The organism is Blautia luti, from assembly GCF_013304735.1.
Lineage (GTDB): Bacteria > Bacillota > Clostridia > Lachnospirales > Lachnospiraceae > Blautia_A.
In genome coordinates this window covers 16165-40442 of record NZ_JAAITI010000014.1, presented here as the reverse complement: position 1 = coordinate 40442, position 24278 = coordinate 16165, and the positions used below count along the sequence as shown (strand labels likewise).

At 46.7% G+C, this 24278-nt stretch carries 20 protein-coding genes; 2 read left to right on the top strand and 18 right to left on the bottom strand.

Translation table 11 applies throughout. The features are described from left to right. Nucleotides 1–6: 6 nt before the first annotated feature. The 8 genes from secA to G5B06_RS09305 all read right to left on the bottom strand — a co-directional run bounded on the left by secA (nucleotide 7) and on the right by G5B06_RS09305 (nucleotide 8163). A complete protein-coding gene (gene secA / locus G5B06_RS09340) occupies nucleotides 7–2586 on the bottom strand; it encodes a preprotein translocase subunit SecA (RefSeq protein WP_148445272.1) in 2580 nt (859 codons plus the stop codon). 336 nt (nucleotides 2587–2922) lie between these two features. Continuing rightward, complete coding sequence (gene hpf / locus G5B06_RS09335; protein WP_015526242.1) at nucleotides 2923–3450, bottom strand: ribosome hibernation-promoting factor, HPF/YfiA family; 528 nt, start codon at nucleotides 3448–3450, stop codon at nucleotides 2923–2925. 149 nt (nucleotides 3451–3599) lie between these two features. Beyond that, a complete protein-coding gene (hisA, locus tag G5B06_RS09330; protein WP_173771839.1) occupies nucleotides 3600–4370 on the bottom strand; it encodes a phosphoribosylformimino-5-aminoimidazole carboxamide ribotide isomerase in 771 nt (256 codons plus the stop codon). A gap of 128 nt (nucleotides 4371–4498) precedes the next feature. Beyond that, nucleotides 4499–4969 carry a hypothetical protein gene (locus G5B06_RS09325; protein ID WP_173761983.1) on the bottom strand — a complete coding sequence of 157 codons (471 nt, stop codon included), beginning with the start codon at nucleotides 4967–4969 and terminating at the stop codon, nucleotides 4499–4501. 205 nt (nucleotides 4970–5174) lie between these two features. Continuing rightward, nucleotides 5175–5930, bottom strand: coding sequence for a 4-hydroxy-tetrahydrodipicolinate reductase (dapB, locus tag G5B06_RS09320; RefSeq protein ID WP_173771838.1), 756 nt, complete (start codon nucleotides 5928–5930; stop codon nucleotides 5175–5177). Between the two features lie 35 nt (nucleotides 5931–5965). Further along, complete coding sequence (dapA, locus tag G5B06_RS09315) at nucleotides 5966–6862, bottom strand: 4-hydroxy-tetrahydrodipicolinate synthase (protein ID WP_173771837.1); 897 nt, start codon at nucleotides 6860–6862, stop codon at nucleotides 5966–5968. 35 nt (nucleotides 6863–6897) lie between these two features. Then, nucleotides 6898–7404: a cob(I)yrinic acid a,c-diamide adenosyltransferase gene (locus G5B06_RS09310; protein WP_021975801.1), complete on the bottom strand. Its 507-nt coding sequence runs from the start codon at nucleotides 7402–7404 to the stop codon at nucleotides 6898–6900. A 132-nt stretch (nucleotides 7405–7536) separates the two neighbouring features. Beyond that, nucleotides 7537–8163: a single-stranded DNA-binding protein gene (locus G5B06_RS09305; RefSeq protein WP_021975802.1), complete on the bottom strand. Its 627-nt coding sequence runs from the start codon at nucleotides 8161–8163 to the stop codon at nucleotides 7537–7539. A 200-nt stretch (nucleotides 8164–8363) separates the two neighbouring features. Here G5B06_RS09305 and typA point away from each other — a divergent pair, with 200 nt between their 5' ends. Both typA and adhE read left to right on the top strand, forming a co-directional pair. Next, entirely contained in the window at nucleotides 8364–10196 is a 1833-nt protein-coding gene (gene typA, locus G5B06_RS09300) for a translational GTPase TypA (RefSeq protein WP_173771835.1), read from the top strand. A gap of 823 nt (nucleotides 10197–11019) precedes the next feature. Next, on the top strand, nucleotides 11020–13656 hold the full coding sequence (gene adhE / locus G5B06_RS09295) for a bifunctional acetaldehyde-CoA/alcohol dehydrogenase (RefSeq protein ID WP_173761980.1): 2637 nt from the start codon (nucleotides 11020–11022) through the stop codon (nucleotides 13654–13656). Nucleotides 13657–13825: 169 nt separating this feature from the next. Here the strand turns inward: adhE and G5B06_RS09290 are convergent, their stop codons facing one another. From G5B06_RS09290 to G5B06_RS09245, 10 genes are all read right to left on the bottom strand, one after another. Then, nucleotides 13826–15016 carry a pyridoxal phosphate-dependent aminotransferase gene (locus G5B06_RS09290; protein ID WP_173761979.1) on the bottom strand — a complete coding sequence of 397 codons (1191 nt, stop codon included), beginning with the start codon at nucleotides 15014–15016 and terminating at the stop codon, nucleotides 13826–13828. Nucleotides 15017–15190: 174 nt separating this feature from the next. Next, on the bottom strand, nucleotides 15191–15745 hold the full coding sequence (locus tag G5B06_RS09285; protein WP_173761978.1) for a phosphatase PAP2 family protein: 555 nt from the start codon (nucleotides 15743–15745) through the stop codon (nucleotides 15191–15193). A 260-nt stretch (nucleotides 15746–16005) separates the two neighbouring features. Then, nucleotides 16006–16680 carry a V-type ATP synthase subunit D gene (locus G5B06_RS09280; protein ID WP_021975777.1) on the bottom strand — a complete coding sequence of 225 codons (675 nt, stop codon included), beginning with the start codon at nucleotides 16678–16680 and terminating at the stop codon, nucleotides 16006–16008. A gap of 14 nt (nucleotides 16681–16694) precedes the next feature. Beyond that, complete coding sequence (locus tag G5B06_RS09275; RefSeq protein WP_118061791.1) at nucleotides 16695–18068, bottom strand: V-type ATP synthase subunit B; 1374 nt, start codon at nucleotides 18066–18068, stop codon at nucleotides 16695–16697. 1 nt (nucleotide 18069) lies between these two features. After that, nucleotides 18070–19839, bottom strand: a complete 1770-nt coding sequence (locus G5B06_RS09270; protein WP_148445285.1) for a V-type ATP synthase subunit A — start codon at nucleotides 19837–19839, stop codon at nucleotides 18070–18072. A gap of 24 nt (nucleotides 19840–19863) precedes the next feature. After that, a complete protein-coding gene (locus G5B06_RS09265; protein ID WP_173761977.1) occupies nucleotides 19864–20184 on the bottom strand; it encodes a V-type ATP synthase subunit F in 321 nt (106 codons plus the stop codon). After that, entirely contained in the window at nucleotides 20177–21148 is a 972-nt protein-coding gene (locus tag G5B06_RS09260; protein WP_173761976.1) for a V0D/AC39 family V-type ATPase subunit, read from the bottom strand. The genes G5B06_RS09265 and G5B06_RS09260 overlap by 8 nt, the downstream gene beginning before the upstream one ends. A 30-nt stretch (nucleotides 21149–21178) precedes the next feature. Beyond that, nucleotides 21179–21772 carry a V-type ATP synthase subunit E gene (locus G5B06_RS09255; RefSeq protein ID WP_021977448.1) on the bottom strand — a complete coding sequence of 198 codons (594 nt, stop codon included), beginning with the start codon at nucleotides 21770–21772 and terminating at the stop codon, nucleotides 21179–21181. A 20-nt stretch (nucleotides 21773–21792) separates the two neighbouring features. Next, on the bottom strand, nucleotides 21793–22263 hold the full coding sequence (locus tag G5B06_RS09250) for a V-type ATP synthase subunit K (protein ID WP_015526259.1): 471 nt from the start codon (nucleotides 22261–22263) through the stop codon (nucleotides 21793–21795). 4 nt (nucleotides 22264–22267) lie between these two features. Then, the gene (locus tag G5B06_RS09245; RefSeq protein WP_173761975.1) at nucleotides 22268–24274 is read right to left on the bottom strand and encodes a V-type ATP synthase subunit I; all 2007 of its coding nucleotides are present in this window, start codon (nucleotides 24272–24274) and stop codon (nucleotides 22268–22270) included. Nucleotides 24275–24278: the final 4 nt, after the last annotated feature.

The following is a 24278-nucleotide window of genomic DNA, read 5'->3' as shown; positions in this document are numbered from 1 at the left end:
TCATTCTCAGATCTTAGCCGCCTTACGTCCGCAGCACTGTTTGTATTTCTTGCCGCTTCCGCATGGGCACGGATCGTTTGGATATACTTTATCTTCTTTTCGCTGAACCGGTTTCTTCGGACCGGCGCTGTCATCCTTGTTTGTGCCGGTTACTTTTGCAACCTGCTCACGCTCGATCTTCTGCTCTACATGAACATGATACAGCATACGTACGGTATCTTCCTGAATGGAAGTGATCATGTTGTTGAACATCTCAAATGCGTTCATCTTGTACTCAACAACCGGATCTCTCTGGCCGTATGCCATCAGGCCGATACCCTGACGGAGCATCTCCATGTCGTCGATGTGATCCATCCACTTGCTGTCGATACATTTCAGAAGAACTACTCGCTCAAGCTCACGAAGCTGCTCCGGTTCCGGGAACTCAGCCTCTTTCGCTTCATAAAGCTTCACAGCCTCTTCCTTCACGATATGCTTGATCTCATCTTTCTTATGACCTTTTACCTTCTCTGCAGTCAGAGGGTGGATTGGGATAATCGGAGTGATCGCGGTATTGAACTCATCAAGATCCCACTCCGAAGAATCCATATCATCAGAGAAGCACATATCTGTCATGCTGTCTACGATATCTGTGATCATCTTGTAGATGGCATCACGCATGTTCTCACCGTCAAGTACCTGACGACGCTCCTCGTAGATGATCTCTCTCTGCTCATTGTTAACCTGGTCATAGTCGAGAAGATTTTTACGGATTCCGAAGTTGTTGAACTCGATCTTCTCCTGCGCTTTCTCGATGGCATTGGAAAGCATCTTATGCTCAATCTGCTCATTCTCCTCAACACCAAGAGATGTGAACACTTTCATCAGTCTCTCGGAACCGAACAGACGCATCAGGTCATCCTCAAGGGAAATGTAGAAACGGGATTCACCCGGATCTCCCTGTCGTCCGGAACGTCCACGGAGCTGGTTATCAATACGTCTTGACTCATGACGCTCAGTACCGATAATCTTCAGACCGCCGGCCTCTCTTGCCACATCGTCAAGTTTGATATCGGTACCACGGCCTGCCATGTTGGTTGCGATGGTAACGGCATCTGCCTGTCCTGCCTGTGCTACGATCTCAGCCTCAAGCTCATGGAACTTGGCATTCAGTACATTATGCGGGATTCCCTCTCTCTTCAGCATTCTGCTGAGAAGTTCGGAAGTTTCGATGGTAATCGTACCAACCAGTACTGGCTGATGTTTTGCGTGAGCTTCCTTAACTGCCTCTACAACGGCATTGAATTTCTCTTTCTTTGTCATGTAAACGGCATCATCAAGATCTTTACGCTGTACCACACGGTTGGTCGGAATCTCTACAACGTCCATGCCGTAGATATCACGAAACTCTTTTTCCTCGGTAAGGGCCGTACCGGTCATACCGCCTTTTTTGTCATATTTGTTGAAGAAGTTCTGGAAGGTGATGGTTGCAAGAGTCTTACTCTCTCTTTTAACCTTAACATGCTCTTTCGCCTCGATCGCCTGATGAAGACCATCGGAATAACGACGGCCCGGCATGATACGTCCGGTAAATTCATCGACGATCAGGATCTCGTCATCTTTTACAACGTAATCCTGATCTTTATGCATCAGGTTATGTGCACGAAGCGCAAGGATAATGTTGTGCTGGATCTCCAGATTCTCCGGATCTGCCAGGTTCTCGATATTAAAGAATTTCTCAACCTTCTTGATACCCTGCTCGGTAAGGTTGACGATCTTATCTTTCTCATTTACAACGAAGTCACCGGTCTCGATAACTTCCTCGCCCATGATGGCTGCCATCTTGGTCATCTCATGGCTGGCCTCACCACGCTCCAGCTGCTGTGCAAGGATATCGCACACCTCATAAAGCTTGGTGGACTTGCCGCTCTGTCCGGAAATGATCAGAGGTGTACGTGCCTCATCGATCAGGACGGAGTCGATCTCATCGATGATACAGTAATGAAGATCTCTCTGAACAAGCTGTTCTTTATAGATAACCATGTTGTCACGAAGGTAATCAAATCCAAGTTCGTTGTTGGTAACGTATGTGATATCACATCCGTATGCCGCACGGCGTTCTTCCGGTTTCATGTCGTTGAGTACCACACCTACAGTCAGGCCAAGGAACTCATGGACTTTACCCATCCACTCGGCATCTCGTTTAGCCAGGTAATCGTTGACCGTTACGATGTGGACACCTTTTCCCTCAAGGGCATTCAGGTATGCAGGAAGTGTGGAAACAAGAGTTTTACCTTCACCTGTTTTCATCTCGGCGATACGGCCCTGGTGAAGGATGATACCACCGATGATCTGCACACGGTAATGCTCCATTCCAAGTACACGCTTGGCTGCCTCACGTACAGTGGCAAATGCCTCCGGAAGAAGATCATCCAGTGTTGCACCTTCTGCAAGACGTTTCTTATATTCTCTGGTCTTGTCCCGTAACTGCTCGTCGGTGAGTTGCTGCATCTGGGACTGATAGCTCTCGGTTTTCTCAACCAGCGGCATAATACGTTTTACCTCACGCTGGCTGCGGGTTCCAAATACTTTTGAAAAAACATTCATGTTTCTGCTCCAATCATTTTATTCGAAATAGGACGTTTAAGTCTCTCATCTATCCGATTCAGGATCATTCCAGGACACTGTTCGTTCCAATCACAATAACCATTCCAGTTCTCTGTTGATATCCAGATCACATATGGTATATATTCTACCACTTTCCAGTTATAAAAACAATGAACAATTAATTAACAAATCGTGTCCGGAGCTGTTCTTCTGCCCTGAAAAAAGCTCCGGGAATCTGCAGATTTTCCACGCAGATTCCCGGAGCCATTCTCAGTCGTTCAATATTCAGTTTTTATAAAAGATCATTCACCCATGATCTCCTACAGAGACTTCTGCCTAAAACTCTGGCTCAATCAGTCCGTAAGTATTACCTTTACGTTTGTAAACTACGTTCACCTGCTCTGTCTCAGCATTGAAGAATACAAAGAAATTATGTCCAAGAAGCTCCATCTGTACACATGCATCTTCCGGATACATTGGTTTGATTCCGAATTTCTTGGTACGGATGATCTTAACTTCCTCATCCTCTTCATAATCCTTATCAAGGTATGCTTTCTGGAAGTTTGTGGATTCCTGCTGCTTGTCAACGATCTTGTTCTTGTATTTACGAAGCTGACGCTCAATTACCTCTTCAACCAGATCGATGGATACATACATGTCATTGCTTACCTGCTCGGAACGGATAATGTTACCTTTCACAGGGATTGTTACCTCGATCTTCTGGCGATCCTTCTCAACACTTAAGGTTACTGAAATCTCAGTTTCAGGAGTGAAATACCTTTCAAGTTTACCAAGCTTGTCCTCAACAGCTGTTTTAAGTCCTTCTGTTACTGCTATATTCTTTCCACTAATAATAAATTTCATGACTTCCATCCCCTTTGCTGTTTTATGTTGCTATTATAACACATTAAGTTGAATTTTAACATCACTTTTCAAAAATTTCACAAATTTTTTCTGAATTTATTCAATATATTCCTGCAAAAGGATTTTTTTGTCATGAATATGCAACTATTCTACTTCATCTCTGCCAGAACTTCAAATGGTATGCTTCCGCCAAAAATATCCAGGGCACTGCCAACAGTCACGTCCAGTCTTCCCTGTCCTGCCTTTCGAAGTTCCTCAATATCTGCCATAGAACCGACACCGCCTGCATAGGTTACCGGATGAGCTTTGTACTGTCCCAGAAGTTCCGCAAGTTCGTTCTCAACACCATGAGCCTTTCCTTCCACATCCACTGCATGGACCAGAAACTCATCGCAGTAACTTCCAAGCTTCTCCATCAGTTCCAGTGTCACAATCTCTTCTGTAAATTTCTGCCAGCGGTCTGTGACTATGTGATAATTACCATCTTTTTTGCGGCAGCTTAAATCAAGTACAAGATGTTCTTTTCCTGCTGCGTTCCGGATTTTATCCAGATTTTCCCAGGAGATCACTCCGTTTTTGAATACATAGGAAGTTACGATCACGTGGCTGGCACCAGCCTCCAGATACTCCGCCGCATTCTCCGGGCAGATCCCGCCTCCGATCTGAAGTCCTCCGGGGTATTTTTTCAGGGCAAGAAGTGCCTGGGCTTTCGTCGCTTCATAGTTTGGAGAATCTTTTCCATTCAGAAGGATCACATGGCCACCTTTTAAACCGGCCTTCTTATAAAGCTCTGCATAAAATGCCGCATCCTGCTCTGACACAAAATTTTCCGCGGCCTGGTCACCCTGATCTTTCAGGCTTCCACCTACGATCTGTTTTACTTTTCCGTTATGTATATCAATGCATGGTCTGAATTTCATAATCCTGTCCTCCGTTTTCTTTCCATGCACTGATCATAGCATCTGAAACAGTTTTATGCAATGCTGTGGTAAAATATCTGTAACACGAGATTACCTTACAGTTGCTGACCACAAAATAAACAGTAACTCTATCTGCCCTCTACTGCATTTCCTACTGCATTGCCGATATCATCCACTGCATTACCTACGCCATCACCCAGATCCTTCACGCTGTCACCCAGCTCACCGGATACCGTTCCATCATTTTCGGTTCCGTTTTCTGTTCCATTGACACCCGCTGTTCCCGGCGCTGTCGTTGCATTATTTCCGTCCCCTGTGGGAGTCACGGTGACATTCCCACCGGCCATCTCATTGTTATCTGTACCAGAATCTTCGATGACCCCGCCGTTATCCATCACACCATCATTGTCCGTTTCGCCTTCCATAATTTCATTTTCTGTGGCAGTATTTTCGTTTGTATCTTTTTTCTTATCTTTCTCATCTTTATTTTTTTCGTCCACGGTTTCATCCGCATTGTTTACCTCTGTACCACAGGCTGTAAATGTACACAGAGACAGAGTGAGCATAGTGCCAAAAAGAATCGCCTTCCATTTTTTCATATGATCTTCTCCTTTTTCTGAAAAATTCTGTATTCCTAATATGACACTTTTTCCGTTATCCTATTCTGGGAAAATTTTCAATAAAATGTTCTTTACTGTAAAGTGGGCATAAAAAGACGAGTTCCGCTTTTACACGAAACCCGTCTGTATTATCTGCATTTTATTCTGTTACGGTTTATCTGTTACACCGCTCAGTCTGTCAGCATCAGCCGATCACGTCACTCATATCGTAACGTCCTGCCGGTTTACCTGCAAGGAATTTGGCTGCTTCTACAGCACCTTTTCCAAAAATAGCCTTGGAATATGCAGTATGCTTGAACTCGATCACTTCGTCCTGACCTGCAAAAATGATCTCATGCTCACCTACGATGGTTCCGCCACGAACTGCGGAGATTCCGATCTCCTTATCGTCACGTTTCTCACGTTTCTGGCTGCGGTCATATACATAATGATACTTGTTATCCATAACTTCATTAATGCTGTCTGCCAGTGCAAGTGCAGTACCACTTGGTGCGTCTACTTTCAGGCGGTGATGTTTCTCAACGATCTCCATGTCAAATCCTGCAGTTGCAAGAACCTTGGCAGCGTCCTGAACCAGTTTCAGAAGTGTGTTGATACCAAGAGACATGTTCGCAGATTTCAGCACTGCAACCTTTTTGGATGTTTCTTCTACTTTCGCAAGCTGCTCCTCGTTTAAGCCTGTGCTGCAGAGAACAACCGGGATCTGGCGTGCGGCACTGTACTCAAGAAGCTTGTCTGTTGCTTTTGCAGAGGAGAAATCAATGATCGCGTCTGCCTCTACCTGACATGTATCAATATCGGTAAATACCGGATAGCTGTTTTTTCCCTGATCTGCAATGTCGATGCCTGCCACGATCTCTGCATCCGGATCTTTCTCCACAATGCCACTGATCACCTGACCCATATGTCCGTTGCAGCCATGCATGATGATTTTTACCATAGTATATTCTCCTTTACCTTCCGCTTACAGTCTGATTATTTTGCAAGCTTAAGGCCGAATTTCTCGATCTCTTTTGCAAGAGCTGCCTTTGTGTCTTCTTCCATCTCGCAAAGTGGCATACGAAGCGGTCCTACGTTCATTCCCATAAGGTTCATAGCTGTCTTAACAGGAATCGGGTTTACTTCGCTGAACAGTGCGTTGATCAGCGGAAGAGCTTTCAGCTGATCCTCTGTTGCTCCCTTGGTATCACCGTCGAAATATTTCATGACCATGTCATGTGTAAACTTCGGTGCAACATTGGAAAGTACGGAAATAACACCAAGTCCGCCAAGAGAAAGAATCGGAAGTACCTGATCATCGTTTCCGGAGTAAAGCTCAAGCTGTCCGTCTGCCAAAGACATCATTTTGGCGATCTGGGAAAGATCTCCGGTTGCTTCCTTGATTCCGACAATGTTCTTTACATTCTTTGCAAGGTAAGCTGCTGTAGCCGGCTGGATGTTGCAGCCTGTACGGCTCGGTACATTGTACATGATGAGCGGAGTTTCCGGAACTGCATTGGCAATTGCTGTGTAATGAGCGATAAGTCCCTTCTGTGTAGCCTTGTTATAATAAGGTGTTACAATAAGAAGAGCGTCTGCACCATAGGAAGCTGCTTCCTTGGACATCATGATTGCTGTCTCTGTACAATTGGAACCTGTTCCTGCGATTACAGGCACACGTTTGTTAACTTTGTCAATTGTGAACTTGATTGTCTGAAGGTGCTCTCCGTGTGTCAGAGTAGAAGATTCTCCTGTTGTTCCGCAGATAACGATGGCGTCTGTGCTGTTCGCGATCTGATCCTCAAGGATCTCCTCAAGTTTCTCATAATTTACCTTACCGTCTTCGTACATAGGTGTTACGATTGCAACGCCTGTTCCTTTAAAAATTGCCATTTGTCTTCCTCCTTCTTTCTTCTGTGAACTGTTGCTTATTTCCGTTCCTGTCCGGTCAGCTCTGTTGTCATTGTGGTAACACTGTCCACATATGGCTTCAGTGCTTCCGGAAGCCAGCGTCCGGTCATAACTATGTGCATACTTTCATCCTTCTGCTTAAGCATATCGATGATCGTCTCAACTGGAGCGATTCCTTTATCCATAAGCCCGAGGATTTCATCCAGCAGCAGAAAATCACACTCTCCGGTAGCAATTACCTTCCGTGCAAAATTAAGGCCGTTGAGAATATTGGTTCTCTCTTCTGTCTTTTCCTGCTCACTCAGGTCATTATAGCAGGTGTCCATTTTTTCGAAACGGAAAATCTTGAAATCAAGATTATCCAGATCCTCAAGAAAATCCAGTTCTCTGCGTTCCCTGCCCTTGAGAAACTGTATGATGATCACACTTTTTCCCTGCGCGGCAAAGCGCAAAGCCTGGCCGATAGCCAGTGTCGTCTTTCCTTTCCCGTTCCCGCAATAAACCTCTGTTATTTCTTTTTCCATGATTCTTCCTCTTACTGTTTAGTGAAACCGGTAATTCCCCATTTTTTTAATTTTTCTTATATTACCGCAGATTGGCTGGAAATGCAAGTGTTACCTTAATGTTCCCACCAATATTCCATAACCTGTCCAATGTTACTCAACATATTCCAATTTGCTCACCGAAACTTCATAGGCTATCCTTTTTTCTGTCTCATTTTCACTGATTCGTTTCATATATTCCCTGCTCTGAATTCTGCCCCAGATCAGCACATGTCCGCCTACTTCAAAAGCCGAAGCATATCTGGCATTTCTTCCCCAGCATATACATGGTATGTAATCGGATTTTCCGTAAGGACGGTTGACTGCCATCAGAAGATCCGCAATCTCTCTTCCAAGCGGAGTTTTTCTGTATACAGGCGGTTTGCAGATATACCCGTCCAGAAAAATCTGATTGACCGGTATGGATTCCTCTCCCTCTTCCACAAATTTCACTTCCCTGGCAAATACCGAAAGCACAAGTCTATTTCTCTTTTCCTCATGACGGTTATAGGACCGGAACTGTCCGTGGATTTCAATATACTCCCCAACATAGTCCTGGGTGATATCAATCAGACGCTCGGACACCATCACCGGAATCCTGTCCTCAGAATCGCTGAGACGTTTTACCAGAATATCCATCATATAAAACCCTTCTCCAAAAACCTGATGGCTGAAGGTAAATCCGGTGGCAATACGCCCCATAACCGATACCTGATTGTTTTCAATAATTTTATCTGCCATAATAAGTAGCTCTCCTTCCTCTTCGTGTATTTCGTCTATACCAATGTATGTGCATTTGGGGTATAATATGTCTGGAAAATGAAAAACTAAAAATATTTTTTTATATCTTGTAATCTCACGAAAATGTGATAAACTGTAAATTTGGACATCATTTTTAACAAAAAGATTACTTATATATGGAAAGAAAGGATTTGGATTATATGAAGACCAAGCGTGAAGATGTTCGTAACGTGGCCATTATCGCCCATGTCGATCACGGTAAAACAACACTTGTTGACGAGCTTTTGAAACAGAGCGGTGTTTTCCGTGAGAACCAGGAAGTCCAGGAACGTGTCATGGACTCCAACGATATTGAGCGTGAGCGCGGCATTACGATTCTCTCCAAAAACACCGCAGTTCATTATAAGGATGTAAAAATCAATATCATCGATACTCCAGGTCATGCGGACTTCGGCGGCGAGGTAGAGCGTGTGCTGAAGATGGTAGACGGCGTTATTCTTCTTGTGGACGCCTTCGAGGGTGCCATGCCTCAGACTAAGTTTGTACTTCGTAAAGCTCTCGAACTGAACCTGCATGTTATTGTCTGCATCAACAAGATCGACCGTCCGGAAGCACGTCCGGAAGAAGTTGTGGACGAAGTTCTGGAACTTCTCATGGATCTGGATGCATCCGACGAGCAGCTGGACTGCCCGTTTCTGTATGCCTCCGCAAAAGCCGGCTATGCAGTTCGTAACCTTGAGGACAAACCTGAGAATATGGCTCCGCTTTTTGAAACCATCCTTGATGCAATTCCTGCTCCGGAGGGAGATCCGGACGGAGATACACAGGTTCTTATCAGCACCATCGACTACAATGAGTATGTAGGCCGTATCGGTGTCGGTAAGGTTGAGCGCGGAACCATTTCCGTAAACCAGGAGCTGATGCTTCTGAACCATCATGACCCAGACAAACACGAGCGCGTAAAGATCAGCAAACTCTACGAGTTTGACGGTCTGAACAAGGTTGAAGTTAAGAGCGCTACCATCGGAGCCATCGTTGCAATCTCCGGTATCGCAGATATCCACATCGGTGATACACTCTGTGCAGGAGACAACCCGGAGTCCATTCCGTTCCAGAAGATTTCCGAGCCTACAATCTCCATGAACTTCCTTGTAAACGACAGCCCTCTTGCAGGACAGGAAGGTAAATACATCACTTCCCGTCACCTTCGTGACCGTCTCTACCGTGAGCTGAACACAGACGTCAGCCTTCGTGTGGAAGACACAGATACAACTGAGTGCTTCAAGGTTTCCGGCCGTGGTGAGCTTCACCTTTCCGTTCTTATTGAGAACATGCGCCGTGAGGGATACGAGTTTGCAGTCAGCAAACCGGAGGTTCTCTATCACACAGACGAGCGCGGACGTAAACTGGAGCCGATTGAGATCGCATATGTTGACGTTCCGGAAGAATTTTCCGGTACTATCATCCAGAAACTCAGCGAGCGTAAAGGTGAGCTTCAGGGTATGAGTACAGCAAGCGACGGAACTGTACGTCTTGAGTTCTCCATCCCTTCCCGTGGACTGATCGGATTCCGTAACGAATTCCTTACCTCCACCAAGGGTACCGGTATCCTGAACACCATGTTTGACGGATACGCACCATACAAGGGAGACTTCCCGTACCGTAAACAGGGTTCCCTCATCGCTTTCGAGGCAGGCGAGACTGTAACTTACGGTCTTTTCTCCGCTCAGGAGCGTGGTACTCTCTTCGTCGGACCTGGTGAGAAGGTTTACAGCGGTATGGTTATCGGACAGAACGGAAAAGCTGAGGATATCGAGCTGAATGTCTGCAAGACCAAACACCTCACCAATACCCGTTCCTCTTCTGCAGATGACGCACTGAAGCTTGTTCCGCCAAGAATCTTAAGTCTTGAGCAGGCCATCGAGTTCATAGACCAGGATGAGCTTCTTGAGGTAACACCGACAAGCCTTCGTATCCGTAAACGTATTCTGGATTCCAGAGACAGAAAACGTGCTGCATTCCGCAAGAGCTGATCATTTTTGACCAGTTATTGATTTTTTACTGGAATCTGACAATGTTTCACAGTTGAAAAGAATCCAGATATATCTTTAACACGTTTTATTTCGCTGCCATATGGGACTTTCGTTCCCGTATGGCATTTTTTTATGTAAAAAATCTCCTGGTTGTCCCGGATTGCAGTTTTCTGACAGCTATCTGCCCTTTTCTCCACGGTCTGAGCGAAAAAATTGTTCTAAATTATTCTGAAAACTCAAATAATTCCAAGTTTTTTTATTTCTTATGGTTTGGCACTTTACCGCGATATGATATTTTTGTGAATTATTTATCAAAATTCTTCGTTATTTTCGTTAATTATTTATCATATTCGCTATTGACGTCTGGAATCTGTTAAATTATAATGTGTTCATGATCGATTGACAAAAGTTTAACGTTAATGTTTTAACTGCATGATACGTTTTATCTTTTGCCCGCCCCTCATATGTGTGCATGTTTTTTGTCAGTGTTGACAAATATTTAACATGTTTTTTTGTGCACAGTGCTGAATTTAAAGATTTTTTTGAAAGGATTTTTCAATAATTCAGCGTTCTGCGGAGTGAAATTTACAGTATTTTCCCCTGATTTTCTGTTCGTCATTTTGCACATAGCGGCAAAATTCAGAATTTGCGTTTTTTTCTGAATTTTGATACTATATAATCATTGAAACAGAAAATTCAATCAGATTGAATCAACAAAGAAACGCAGCGCGGGGACTTACAAAAACTCTGCAGCATCTGCCGGCGAAAAAAACAGGCCCGCAGAACCACAGATCATTATCATATGAAAACAGGAGGATTCCACATGGCAAAGAAAGAAACTATCCCTACCATCATCGACACTCCAGAAGCCCTGACCGCGAAAATGGCTGCAATGAAAGAAGCACAGAAGATCTTCGCTACCTACACACAGGAGCAGGTTGACAAGATCTTTAAGGCAGCTGCTACTGCCGCTGACAAAATGCGTATCCCACTTGCCAAAATGGCTGTTGAGGAAACAGGCATGGGTATCATGGAAGACAAGGTTATCAAGAACCATTACGCAGCAGAGTATGTTTACAACGCATACAAGAACACACAGACATGTGGTGTTGTAGAAGAAGACAAGGCATACGGAATCAAGAAGATCCTGGAGCCTGTAGGACTGATTGCCGCAGTTATTCCGACGACCAACCCGACTTCCACAGCAATCTATAAATCTCTTATTTCCCTGAAAACACGTAACGCGATCATCATCAGCCCGCATCCGCGAGCTAAGAAATCTACGATCGAAGCAGCGAAAGTTGTTCTGGAAGCTGCTGTTGCTGCAGGTGCACCGGAAGGAATCATCGGATGGATCGATATCCCGAGCCTTGATCTTACCAACATGGTAATGCAGAACGCTGATATCATCCTTGCAACTGGTGGTCCTGGAATGGTTAAGGCAGCTTACTCCTCTGGTAAACCGGCTGTTGGTGTTGGACCTGGAAATACACCTGCCATCATTGATGACAGTGCAGATATCCGTCTTGCAGTTAACTCCATTATCCACTCCAAGACATTTGACAATGGTATGATCTGCGCTTCCGAGCAGTCCGTAACTGTTCTGGAGAGCATTTATAAAGAAGTAAAAGAAGAGTTCCTTTACAGAGGATGCTACTTCCTTAAGAAAGACGAGATCGAGAAAGTCAGAAAGACAATCCTCATCAACGGTGCGCTGAATGCCAAGATCGTAGGACAGAAAGCTGCTACCATCGCTGAGATGGCAGGCGTTACTGTACCGGCTGAGACCAAGATCCTCATCGGTGAGGTTGAGTCCGTTGATATCAGCGAGGAATTCGCACATGAGAAACTTTCCCCTGTACTTGCTATGTATAAGGCTAAGAATTTTGACGATGCTATCGCAAAAGCTGAGCGTCTTGTTGCAGACGGCGGCTATGGCCATACATCTTCCCTCTACATCAACGTAAATGAGACAGAGAAGATGGATAAATTCGAGGCAGCTATGAAGACCTGCCGTATCCTTATCAATACTCCTTCTTCCCAGGGTGGTATCGGTGACCTTTACAACTTCAAACTTGCTCCATCCCTCACTCTTGGCTGCGGTTCCTGGGGCGGTAACTCCGTATCCGAGAACGTTGGTGTTAAACACCTTCTCAATACCAAGACTGTTGCTGAAAGGAGAGAGAATATGCTCTGGATGAGAACACCGGAAAAGGTTTACTTTAAGAAAGGCTGTATGCCGGTTGCTCTTGATGAGCTCGGTACTGTTATGGGCAAGAAACGCTGCTTCATCGTAACAGACTCCTTCCTCTACAAGAACGGTTACACCAAACCAATCGAAGATAAACTGGATCAGATGGGCATCGTTCATACATGCTTCTCTGATGTAGCACCAGATCCATCTCTCGCTTCCGCAAAAGCAGGTGCCAAAGCTATGACAGCATTTGAGCCTGACTGCATCATCGCTCTTGGTGGTGGTTCCGCAATGGATGCCGGCAAGGTTATGTGGATGCTTTATGAGAATCCGGACGCTGACTTCTCCGATATGTCCATGGACTTCCTGGATATCCGTAAGAGAGTTTACACCTTCCCGAAGATGGGTAAAAAAGCTTACTTCGTAGCAATCCCGACATCTTCCGGTACAGGTTCCGAGGTTACACCTTTCGCCATCATCACAGATCAGGATACCGGCGTTAAATGGCCGCTGGCTGACTACGAGCTCCTTCCGGATATGGCGATCGTAGATACCAACAACATGATGAGCGCACCGAAGGGACTGACCCGTGCTTCCGGTATCGACGTTATGACACATGCCATCGAGGCTTACGTTTCCATGATGGCTTCCGATTACACAGATGGTCTTGCACTGAAAGCAATCAAACTGGTATTTGAGTATCTGCCACGTGCATACAAAGATGGCAACGATGTAGAAGCAAGAGATCATATGGCTAACGCTTCCTGCATGGCAGGTCTTGCATTCGCCAATGCATTCCTCGGCGTGAACCACTCTCTCGCTCACAAACTTGGTGCTTTCCATCACCTGCCACACGGTATCGCAAACGCAGTTGTTCTTCTGGATGTTATGCGTTACAACAGCGCTGAGGTTCCGACCAAGATGGGTACCTTCCCACAGTATCAGTATCCGAAGACACTTGCCCGCTATGCTGAGATCGGCCGTTCTGTAGGTCTTACAGGCAAGAACGATGCAGAAGTATTCGAAAAACTTCTTGCTAAACTGGATGACCTGATGAAGACAATCGAGATCATGCCTACAATCCGTGACTACGGCGTAGATGAGAAATACTTCCTGGAGACTCTGGATGAGATGTCCGAGCAGGCCTTCAATGACCAGTGCACCGGCGCTAACCCGAGATATCCACTTGTATCCGAGCTGAAAGATATCTATCTGAAAGCATACTACGGAGAAATGCCAAAGAAAGAAGAGAAAAAAGCCAAATAAATGTGGAACACCCTTCTAAGGGAACACAGCCGGGAGTTTATTCACTCCCGGCTGCGTTCCTCTGCTTATTTCCCTCTTACCAAAGATCCCCGATACAGTTCTGTATGAACAGGCTGTACCGGGGATCTCTTATGTAACCGCTTTGTGATTATCGTTTATTTTCGTTCATTTATTTCAGACCATACTCTGCCGCAAGTTTCTTAAACTCCGGAAGAGAATTTACAATGGTATCATAAGATACGCAGTATGCCAGTCTCACGTAACCAGGGCATGCGAAGGAGCTTCCCGGTACCATGAGGATGTTATATTTCTTGCCGGCCTCGCAGAAGGCTTTTTCGTCTTCAACCGGAGATTTTACGAAGAGATAAAATGCACCCTGTGGTTTGATGCACTCAAATCCGCACTCTTTCAGGCCATTGTAAAGTGCCTGGCGGTTCTTATCATAAGCTGCAAGATCTGTCTTTGCATCTACACATTTCGCAACTACTTTCTGGATCAGGGACGGTGCATTTACACATCCAAGTGTACGGTTTGCGATGGTTGCCGCTGAAATCAGCTCTTCACTTCCGTCTGCCTCATCCGGAATTACCAGATATCCGATACGTTCTCCAGGAAGGGAAAGAGATTTGCTGTAAGAATATCCCACAACTGTATTGTCATAATATTTCGTCAGGTACGGAACTTCCACGCCATCGTAAGCCAGCTCACGGTATGGCTCATCGGAGATCAGGTAGATCACGGTTCCGAACTCTTTCTGTTTTGCTTCCAGAATTGCGGAAAGTTTCCTGATTGTTTCTTCTGAATATACAACTCCGGTCGGATTGTGCGGAGTGTTTACGATAACTGCTTTTGTCTTCGGCGTGATCTTCTGCTCAAACTCGGCAAGGTTTGGCTGGAAAGTTGTGGTATCCGGAGAGATTTCCACAAGGACACCGTCATAATTGCGGACATATGCACCGTATTCCAGGAAATATGGTGCAAAAACGATTACTTCTTCTCCCGGGTTCAGGACTGTCTTCAGAATTACGTTCAGGCCGCTTGCAGCACCCACCGTCATGATCAGGTTTTTTGCAGAAAATTTTGTATCGAAACGTCTGTTTAAGGACTCTGCAATCGTCTGGCGTACATCCTCAAAACCTGCATTGCTCATATATCCGTGAAGAACAGTCGGATCGGTATTGTTTACAAGCTCAATAATTGCTTCACGAACACTGTCCGGTGCCGGTACACTCGGATTTCCAAGGCTGAAGTCAAAGACCTTATCTGCACCGTATTTTGCACGGAGACGGTTTCCTTCCTCAAACATCATACGGATGGCAGAATTGTTTTTTACGTAGGGTTTCATTTTTTCTGATATCATTTCGTGTTCTCTCCTTATTTCTGCGTCATCATTTTCACTGTTTTCTGACAATCTTGTTTATAATTGTACCCCGTTTCTGTCTGACGTGTCAATACTTTATCAAATTAAAGTGTCCATACCAAAAAAATCCCCGGAAAGGTACTGCCATTACCAGGGATTATCTTTGTTCACATTTTATCTTTTTATATTTCCCAGCTTCGTCCTCACACCCCACACAGCCAGCGAACTTCCCACCAGCGCGACCACGAACCCGGCCAGGACATCTGTTGGATAATGGACACCAAGATATAATCTTGAAAATGCTACCAGTGCTGCCAGGACTACTGCCGGGATTCCGATTTTCTTGGGGAGCATCCGAAGCATTACCAGGGCAACGGCAAAGGATGCTGTGGTGTGGCCTGAGGGGAAGGAAAAATCCGTCGGTTTGGCGATCAGCGGGATCAGGGCTTCGATTTCCGCAAAGGGTCTTGGCCTTGCTACTATGTTTTTGAGAAGCAAATTGGTAACAATTACTCCGAAAATCAGGGACAAAACTGCAGCATAACCTGTTTTTCTTGTCTTTGGAATGGCAAGAAGCACAACTGCACAGAGGATCCAGAACCATCCTCCGTTTCCCAGAAATGTAACGAACTTCATTAATGGTGTCAGCATATCTGTTCTTAAATGCTGCTGGATCTGGAGCAGGATTTCTCCGTCCAGATTCTGTACTGACTGTAAAAAAGTATTCATAATGTATTCCCTTCTCTTTCTGCTGCGACAGACAGATAAAATACCAGGACTCATCTTCCGCCGCGCATTCTTTACTGTTGATTATTATACCGTACATCTCTTGATTTTCTGCGAACGAAAACTAAATATTTTATAAATAAAACGCCCCTACACTGTCCAAAACATCGCACAGCACAGAGGCGTCTCCTTCCCGTTACGTAAAACTTTCTATATCAATTTTTCTTTTTCTTACAAGATGCCTGCGCTTTGTGTTTTATGCTTTACGCACCGCGCTCGGCTTCCCGCTCCTTGTAATGATGTGCTTCCTCCAGCATCATATCTTTCACCTTCATCAGTCGGATCTGGGTACTTCTCTCGTTCTCATCCAGCTTCATGGTGATGTATTTGATGTTTGCCTGTGCTTCCGGTATGATGACATGTTCCAGAGCGTTTACACGACGCCTTGTTTTTTCGATCTCAGACGCCATCAGCTGACAGGCTTTTTCCACTTCTGCCAGGCGGAGCATATCCGGCAGGATATCCGCCAGGGATTTTACCGCTCCGTCCAGATCACTGGAGGTAAAAGCAAAACCATAGGAATAGATATCGTTGGCATCCGGTGTTCTTGTTTTATATTCAAAAACAGGAATATCCACACTCATGACATTCTTTTTGCCGGTTTCCAGATAGACTTCCTGCTTGGGAGCCATCAGGGCGGTGTTCAGAGTCTCCTCCGACATTCCGGCTTTTGCAATGACAAAATTCGTGTTGGCGCTTCGGATACCAGCTTCTACTTTTTTACGCAGTTCCATGTTCTCGCGCACCAGATCCAGGAACTGTCTCATCAGTTCGTCCCGCTTATCCTTCAGAAGCTTATGGCCACGTACTGCAGTCACCAGCTTTTTTTTCTGCTTCGTAAGCTCCATACGGGTAGGATTCACCTGTGTTGATGCCACAAATCATCCCCCCTTTATACTTTTCCGTAATACTGGTCAAGGAATTTGTCATCGATACGTTTCAGCTCGCTTCTCGGAAGAATGGAAAGCAGCTTCCAGCCGATGGCCAGGGTTTCCTCGATATCACGGTTGGCCTGATAGCCCTGGGAAACATATTCCTTCTCAAAAGCATCCGCAAATTTTGCATAGATCAGGTCAATGTCAGAGAGGGCAGCCTCACCAAGAATGGTCATCAGCTCTTTGGCCTCTTTACCACGGGCATATGCGGCAAACAACTGGTTCATGGTGTTGGCATGGTCTGCTCTTGTCTTGCCTTCACCGATACCTTTATCTTTCAGTCGTGACAGAGACGGAAGAACATCAATCGGTGGTGTGATTCCCTTACGGTAAAGCTCACGGCTCAGGATGATCTGTCCCTCTGTGATATAACCGGTAAGGTCAGGGATCGGATGGGTCTTGTCATCCTCGGGCATGGTCAGGATCGGAACCATGGTGATACTTCCTGCTTTTCCTTTCTGACGGCCTGCACGCTCATAGAGAGAAGCAAGGTCTGTGTACATGTATCCGGGATATCCACGACGGCCCGGAACCTCTTTACGTGCTGCGGAAACCTCACGGAGAGCATCCGCATAGTTTGTGATATCTGTAAGGATTACCAGTACGTGCATATCTTTTTCGAAGGCAAGATATTCTGCTGCTGTCAGTGCCATTCGCGGAGTAGCGATACGCTCAACAGCCGGGTCATTTGCCAGGTTTACAAAAAGAACAGTACGGTCTATAGCTCCGGTTTCCTTAAAGCTCTCTACGAAGAAGTTTGACTCCTCGAAAGTGATACCCATGGCAGCAAATACAACGGCGAACTGCTCGTCTTTTCCGCGAACCTTCGCCTGTCTCGCGATCTGTGCCGCAAGCTGTGCATGAGGAAGACCGGATGCGGAGAAGATCGGAAGTTTCTGTCCACGTACCAGGGTGTTCAGTCCGTCAATAGCGGATACACCGGTCTGGATAAACTCCTCCGGATAACTTCTGGCTGCCGGATTCATCGGCAGGCCGTTGATATCTCTTCTCTCTTCCGGAAGGATCTCCGGACCGTCATCAATGGGACGGCCCAGTCCGTCAAAGACACGGCCCAGCATATCGCCGGATACACCAAGCTCCATGCTTCGTCCCAGAAAACGTACTTTACTGTTGGAAAGGTTGATACCTGTGGAACTCTCAAAGAGCTGTACCAGCGCATTGCTTCCATCAATCTCCAGAACACGGCATCTTCTTGTTTCGCCATCGGCAAGTTCAATCTCGCCCAGCTCGTCAAATGCCACATCTTCAACGCCTCGTACCAGCATCAAAGGGCCGGCAACTTCCTGTATGGTCCTATATTCTTTTGGCATTTTACAGGCCCTCCTTTCCCAGAAGTTCCGCAGTCTCTGCTGCAAGCTGGCGGGTTACTTTCTCATATTCCGCTGCCAGCTGATCTTCTTTTGTATATTTGTAACGGCCGATCTGCTCACGTACCGGCAGTTTTACGATATCATTGATATCCGCACCCTGTTTCAGTGCATCCAGGCCTGCATCATAAAATGCAAGTACCAGGCGCATCATGTTGTGCTGTTTTTCCAGAGATGTGTAGGTGTCGATCTCATGAAAAGAGTTCTGGTGAAGGAAGTCCTCACGGATGGAACGGGCTGCTTCCATTTTCAGGCGGTCGCCCGGGGAAAGTGCATCCATACCTACCATCTTTACGATCTCTTCCAGCTCTGCCTCTTCCTGAAGAAGGGTCATCATTCTCTGGCGGAGCTCCATCCAGTCATTGGCCACATTCTCATCAAACCATCCGCCTACACTGTCCAGATACAGGGAATAACTGGTCAGCCAGTTGATCGCCGGGAAGTGACGTTTGTATGCAAGGTTTGCGTCCAGTCCCCAGAATACCTTCACGATTCGAAGTGTTGCCTGGGAAACCGGCTCGGAAATATCACCACCCGGAGGAGATACGGCACCAATAGCGGTCAAAGCGCCTTCTCTTCCATCTTTTCCATTACAGATCACGTGTCCGGCACGCTCGTAGAACTGTGCAAGACGGGAACCCAGATATGCGGGATAACCTTCCTCACCTGGCATCTCCTCCAGTCGTCCGGACATCTCACGGAGAGCCTCGGCCCATCTGGAAGTGGAATCTGCCATCAGCGCTACAGAATAACCCATATCACGGAAATACTCCGCAATGGTGATACCTGTATAAATAGAAGCCTCACGTGCCGCAACCGGCATATCTGAGGTGTTTGCGATCAGAACGGTACGCTCCATCAGAGACTGGCCTGTTTTCGGGTCTTTCAGCTCCGGGAACTCGTTCAGAACGTCTGTCATCTCATTTCCACGCTCACCGCAGCCGATATAAACTACGATATCTGCCTCTGCCCATTTTGCAAGCTGATGCTGGATAACGGTCTTGCCGCTTCCGAACGGGCCAGGAACTGCTGCCACACCACCCTTGGCGATTGGGAACATGGTGTCAATAACACGCTGACCGGTTACCAGAGGTTTGGCCGGCGGAAGTTTTTTCTTATATGGACGGCCACGTCGTACCGGCCAGTGCTGCATCAGTGTCAGTTCTTTATCTCCATCTGCTGTGGAAAGAACTGCAACGGTCTCGTCCACGGTGAACTCACCGGATCTGATCTCTTTCAGAGTACCCTTCATATTGGGTGGTACCATGATCTTCTGTGTAACAACGATAGTCTCCTGAACGGTTCCGAGAACATCGCCACCTTCCAGCTCATCTCCCACTTTCGCAACCGGGACGAAATTCCATTTTTTGTCCCGCTTCAGCGCAGGTACCTCAACACCTCGTTTTAGGTTGTTGCTGCCTGCTACTTTCATGATGTCGTCCAGCGGACGCTGGATTCCATCGTAAATACTTGTGATAAGGCCAGGTCCCAGTTCCACAGAAAGGGGAACTTCCATAGACTCTACCGGTTCTCCCGGGCGAAGTCCTGAAGTCTCCTCATATACCTGTATGGAAGCCTCATCTTCATGCATCTCAATAATCTCACCGATCAGACGCTGGCTGCTTACACGAACCACGTCATACATATTCGCATCTCGCATACCTTTGGCAATTACCAGCGGTCCTGCTACCTTCTTAATGGTTCCTCTGCTCATCTGAACCAATCACCTGCTTTCTTGTCACTCATTACTGAAAAGAATATCGGAGCCAACTGCCGTCTCCACAGATTTCTTTACATTTTCGATTCCTGCACCTGTATTTCCGGCAATTCCAGGTATCTGAATGATCGCCGGCATCAGCGCCTCACTGTATTTAGTGATCTCAGCGGAAAGCTGGGCTGCCAGCTGTTCCGTAATATAAATAACCGCATATTCACCGGCTGCCAGACGGTTTAGCTTCTCTTTTCCCTCTGTGGGATCCTCCACCGGAAAGGTATCAAGTCCAAGCGCCGCAAACCCGTAAATGCTGTTATAATCACCCAAAACCGCGATCTTATACATACATTTCCCTTACCCTTTCCCGGATAAACTCTTCCGGAAGGCCGCTGCGCTTTCCGGTGAGAATGATCCGCACCGTCTTGATCTCATTCTCACGGGCGAGCACATAGGCTACCAGCGGTCCCAGTGAAAATGAATTGTACAGCTGAGGTCGGATAGTCTCCATGATCTGGTTGTCACACCATCTCTCAAAAGCGGAAGCCGATTCCGCCAGTGCCAGAGCTCCGTCCCCGTATTTCGTTTCTGCCAGATAACTCATGATCTGCTCCATTCCGCTGACTGCAGCATGGATCAGTCTTTCCTTATCCAGTGTGTCACATTCTGCCATGGCTTTTTTCATGAAGTCCGAACTTTTTCCTGTTTTGCAGGCACGAACTGCGATCCGGATATCTGCTACCGCAACTGTGGATTCCGCATACTGCCGGACGATCTCTTCTTTTGACCGTTCTCCGGCTTTTTTTATGGCATCCAGTGCTGCCCGGTCTACGATAATATCCGCAAGCTGCCCGTCTCTTGTGTGCAAAAAGGTCTCATAGGCTTCTCTTGCCGCTTCCCGCATATCTTCCGGAAAACGGTCGTATTCTTTATCCTTCAGGAATTTCACCATATCCTCCCCGTCAATGGCACAGTCGCTGAAAAAAATATTCGGCGTTGTCCCATCCAGGATGCTGGCCTTCACAGCCGCTTTCAGGTTATGGAAAAGATCCTGATAAGAGAGAACGAAAAAAACAGATCGGTCCGCTACCAGCGAATCCATGATCTCCCAGATCTTTTCTCTCTCCCTGGAAAGAATGGCGTCCGCACCGGCTGCAGGATCACCGTTTCCCCAGCCCTTCTCTGTAAGGATCTGAAGGCACTGCTGCTCATCCTGACATGCCAGAAGCTGTTCGATCGCCGCCTGATTCAGAAGTCCGGTCTCCAGAACACGTATCCGCGCCACCGCATAGGCATAATCTTCACCAAACATATTTCACGCCCTCCTTTTTGCGATGGTGTTTTACGCAAACAAAATCTTTCTTACCTGATCCAGAAGTTCATCCCGTTTCTCTGCAAACATGGCATCAATGGAACAGTTTTCCTCAATGCCGCCGTATACCAGGATAAAACCTCCGTCTATATTTCTGGCTTCACCGGAAATCTCCAGTGTGCCGCCTTTTTTCTGTGCCAGGCCTTTAATCTCCTCACGGAAATTCGCCGGCATACGTTCCAGATCCTTCTTTGAAAAACAGATCTCTCCTTCTCTTGGAAGCAGATATTTCTCTGCCATACTCTTAAGGATCTCAAAATATTTTCCTTCATCCAGATTCTTCACACGGTCACAGGCATCCGCAATCACCTTCCCGATCAGCTCCTGCTTGGCTGCAAGAACTGCGGTACGTTTCTTCATATCTGCGGCGGAAGCTGTCCGCTCTTCATAGCTTTTCACCTTTGCCCTGGACTGTTCTTCCCTCTGCTGCCGGATCTTATCAGCTTTTTCTCCGGCTTCCCCGAGGATCTCCGCGGCTTTTTTCTCCGCGTCACTGATCATAACGGCTGCAGAAGCATCGGCTTCTTCAAGAATCTGGCTTACCATCTTCTCTAATCCTGTCATGATCTGCCCCTCCTGATGAATCAAACCTGAATTCCGCTGACTGCAAGAATGGAGATCAGAAGAGCCAGAATCGCATATGTCTCAACCATTGCCGGGAAAAGCATGGCTTTACCGAACTGCTCCGGCTTCTTGGCTACGATGCCGATGGAAGCTACGGAAGTTTTTCCCTGATGGATCGCGGAAAGAAGGCCTGCAATGGCGATCGGGAGACATGCCACAAAGATCATAAGTCCGGTTTCCAGAGAAATATCGGCAACACCGCCGCCCAGGATCCCGACCTTGGAAAGTGCAAGGAATGCTACCAGCAGTCCGTAAATACCCTGGGTACCAGGAAGAAGCTGAAGAAGCAGAACCTTGGCAAATTTGTCCGGATCTTCTGTTACAACACCTGCTGCTGCACGGCCGGCTGTACCAACGCCGATAGCGGAACCTATACCTGCAAGAGCTACGGAAATTGCTGCTCCCAATAATGCCCAAACGATACCACTCATAATATTAATCCTCCTTAATATCTACATATTTTGTATTTTCGCGGAAGGGGTGGAACTCTTTTCCTCCGCCCTCAAAGAATTTGCCGAAGAACTCTACGTACTGTAATCGGCAGGTGTGCACGTATGCACCCAGAAGATTGATCAGAAGGTTAAATGTATGACCAATCACAAATACAAGAATAAATACGATCCATCCAAAAATGCTGTCTCCCAGCATACTGCCCATCTGGTTCATAACTGATGCGATAACACCGGTAGCCAGTCCCAGAGCAAGAAGTCTGGAATAGGAAAGGATATCACTGACCCATCCTGTGATGTTATAAAGGTCGTAAGCTCCAAGCGCCAGACGGAGGAGCGGATTCTTCTTATCTCTTCCTGACATGAAGAGAATTCCCACTGCTCCGATAATAGCCATCCATTTGCCCACCTGTATCACTGCTGACGGAAGGTTCAGGTTCATCTGAGAAATAGAACGAAACATGCTGCTCGGGATAAAGATAAGGATCAGTCCCATAAGGAGCATGAACCAGAGTACTACATCGCAGAAAAAGTCGAGATATTTTTTGTCACGGATCAGCATGTAGCCCTTAAGTCCCATTCCAAGGAACATATGAATCAGGCCAAACAGCATGGAGAACACCAGAAGTCTCATAGGCTCATTCAACGGTGCAAACCATACCGGCTTCACAGTGACCGGTTTATGCAGATATACTCTTGAGAATACATCGATAAAATCTCCGAAATATCCGCCAAACATTACGCCCCAGAACAAAGTGGACAGTCCACAGTACATGAACAGCCGGATGGATTTCTGCATTCCGCTTTCCATTCTGGGGAATTTCAGAAGCACTCCCAGACAGACCACAAACACGATCAGCCCGTAGGCCGCATCTGATAACATCAGTCCGAAAAGGAATACATAACAGGCTGTCATAATGGTGGACGGATCGATCTCTCCCTTTCCGGGAAGACCAAACGCTGCAAGAACTCCTTCTCCTGCCGCTCCGAATCTGCTGTTCTGAAGGGCAACCGGAACATTTTCTCCATCAGCATCTTCTGCTTCAAAAACAATATCGTACTTCTCCGTAAGCCGTTTCTCCATTGCGGGAACCTGTTTCTTCGGAAGATATCCTGTCACAAAAAAAGTGCTCTCTGACTGGCGGAGCTGACCTAAAACTTCATATTTCTGTGCACGGATCCGGAAGTAATCGGATACAAGCTGAAGGGAATTCTTCCTGTCATGAAGATCACGGATCTGCTCCCGGATCTGTTCGGATTCTTCCTGGATGCGCACCACTTCATTCTTAAGGTTCTCCAGTTCCTGTGCCGGAACCTCTGATACCAGCTGTGCCGGTCTTGCGAATCCCTGCATGCGGAGTGCTTCTTCCATCTCCTGTGCCTGTGTCTTCAGACAGACAACCACCAGGCTCAGCTTACCGGCATCATTTGAGATTTCCTGGATGTCAAAAGCTTCAAGCTGTGGTGCGTCCACTGCCAGCTGACTGTATACCTGGTCCAGAGTTACATTCCCGTCAATACTTCCCACAAGTACTGCCGTTTTCGCTGTTCCCTGCGAATTCATGGGGATATCCAGATCCAGCCATGGAGCAAGTGCCGCTTCCTGCTGTTCGATCTTAACAACTGCTGCGCTGTTCTCTGTGAGTTTCTTCCGGTACCCCTGGATCTCTCTGGCTGTCCTCAGGATCTCTTCCTGATCCCGGATGGCTTCTTCCTCCTGCTTTCTTCCGATCAGAGGCTTTCCTGCCAGGGATGCCAGCATAGATCCCTTCTCCTTCGAAAATTCATCCAGAATCTCGATTGCCTGATCGCACAGGGATGCGTTCTTTTCGAAGATCAGTCTGGCATTCATGGTATCCATGGTCTTAAGTTCCGGGTCCAGTTCCGCCGCATCGATCTCCAATACTCCAAGTGACTGCAGTTCTTCCAATATGGCCTTACGGTTCTTCTTCATAGCGCAGATACTGATTCGCTGCATCTGCAATACTGCCATTTTC

Coding starts and splice junctions, on each gene's coding strand:
- dapA (WP_173771837.1), bottom strand. CDS start 6,862: ATGGCAATTTTTAAAGGAACAGGCGTTGCAATCGTAACACCTATGTAC.
- G5B06_RS09325 (WP_173761983.1), bottom strand. CDS start 4,969: ATGAAAAAATGGAAGGCGATTCTTTTTGGCACTATGCTCACTCTGTCT.
- G5B06_RS09285 (WP_173761978.1), bottom strand. CDS start 15,745: ATGAATACTTTTTTACAGTCAGTACAGAATCTGGACGGAGAAATCCTG.
- G5B06_RS09310 (WP_021975801.1), bottom strand. CDS start 7,404: ATGGAAAAAGAAATAACAGAGGTTTATTGCGGGAACGGGAAAGGAAAG.
- G5B06_RS09305 (WP_021975802.1), bottom strand. CDS start 8,163: ATGGCAGATAAAATTATTGAAAACAATCAGGTATCGGTTATGGGGCGT.
- G5B06_RS09255 (WP_021977448.1), bottom strand. CDS start 21,772: ATGACAGGATTAGAGAAGATGGTAAGCCAGATTCTTGAAGAAGCCGAT.
- hisA (WP_173771839.1), bottom strand. CDS start 4,370: ATGAAATTCAGACCATGCATTGATATACATAACGGAAAAGTAAAACAG.
- G5B06_RS09265 (WP_173761977.1), bottom strand. CDS start 20,184: ATGTATAAGATCGCGGTTTTGGGTGATTATAACAGCATTTACGGGTTT.
- typA (WP_173771835.1), top strand. CDS start 8,364: ATGAAGACCAAGCGTGAAGATGTTCGTAACGTGGCCATTATCGCCCAT.
- G5B06_RS09245 (WP_173761975.1), bottom strand. CDS start 24,274: ATGGCAGTATTGCAGATGCAGCGAATCAGTATCTGCGCTATGAAGAAG.
- dapB (WP_173771838.1), bottom strand. CDS start 5,930: ATGGTAAAAATCATCATGCATGGCTGCAACGGACATATGGGTCAGGTG.
- G5B06_RS09270 (WP_148445285.1), bottom strand. CDS start 19,839: ATGAGCAGAGGAACCATTAAGAAGGTAGCAGGACCGCTGGTAATTGCC.
- G5B06_RS09260 (WP_173761976.1), bottom strand. CDS start 21,148: ATGTTTGGTGAAGATTATGCCTATGCGGTGGCGCGGATACGTGTTCTG.
- secA (WP_148445272.1), bottom strand. CDS start 2,586: ATGAATGTTTTTTCAAAAGTATTTGGAACCCGCAGCCAGCGTGAGGTA.
- hpf (WP_015526242.1), bottom strand. CDS start 3,450: ATGAAATTTATTATTAGTGGAAAGAATATAGCAGTAACAGAAGGACTT.
- G5B06_RS09275 (WP_118061791.1), bottom strand. CDS start 18,068: ATGCCAAAAGAATATAGGACCATACAGGAAGTTGCCGGCCCTTTGATG.
- G5B06_RS09250 (WP_015526259.1), bottom strand. CDS start 22,263: ATGAGTGGTATCGTTTGGGCATTATTGGGAGCAGCAATTTCCGTAGCT.
- adhE (WP_173761980.1), top strand. CDS start 11,020: ATGGCAAAGAAAGAAACTATCCCTACCATCATCGACACTCCAGAAGCC.
- G5B06_RS09290 (WP_173761979.1), bottom strand. CDS start 15,016: ATGATATCAGAAAAAATGAAACCCTACGTAAAAAACAATTCTGCCATC.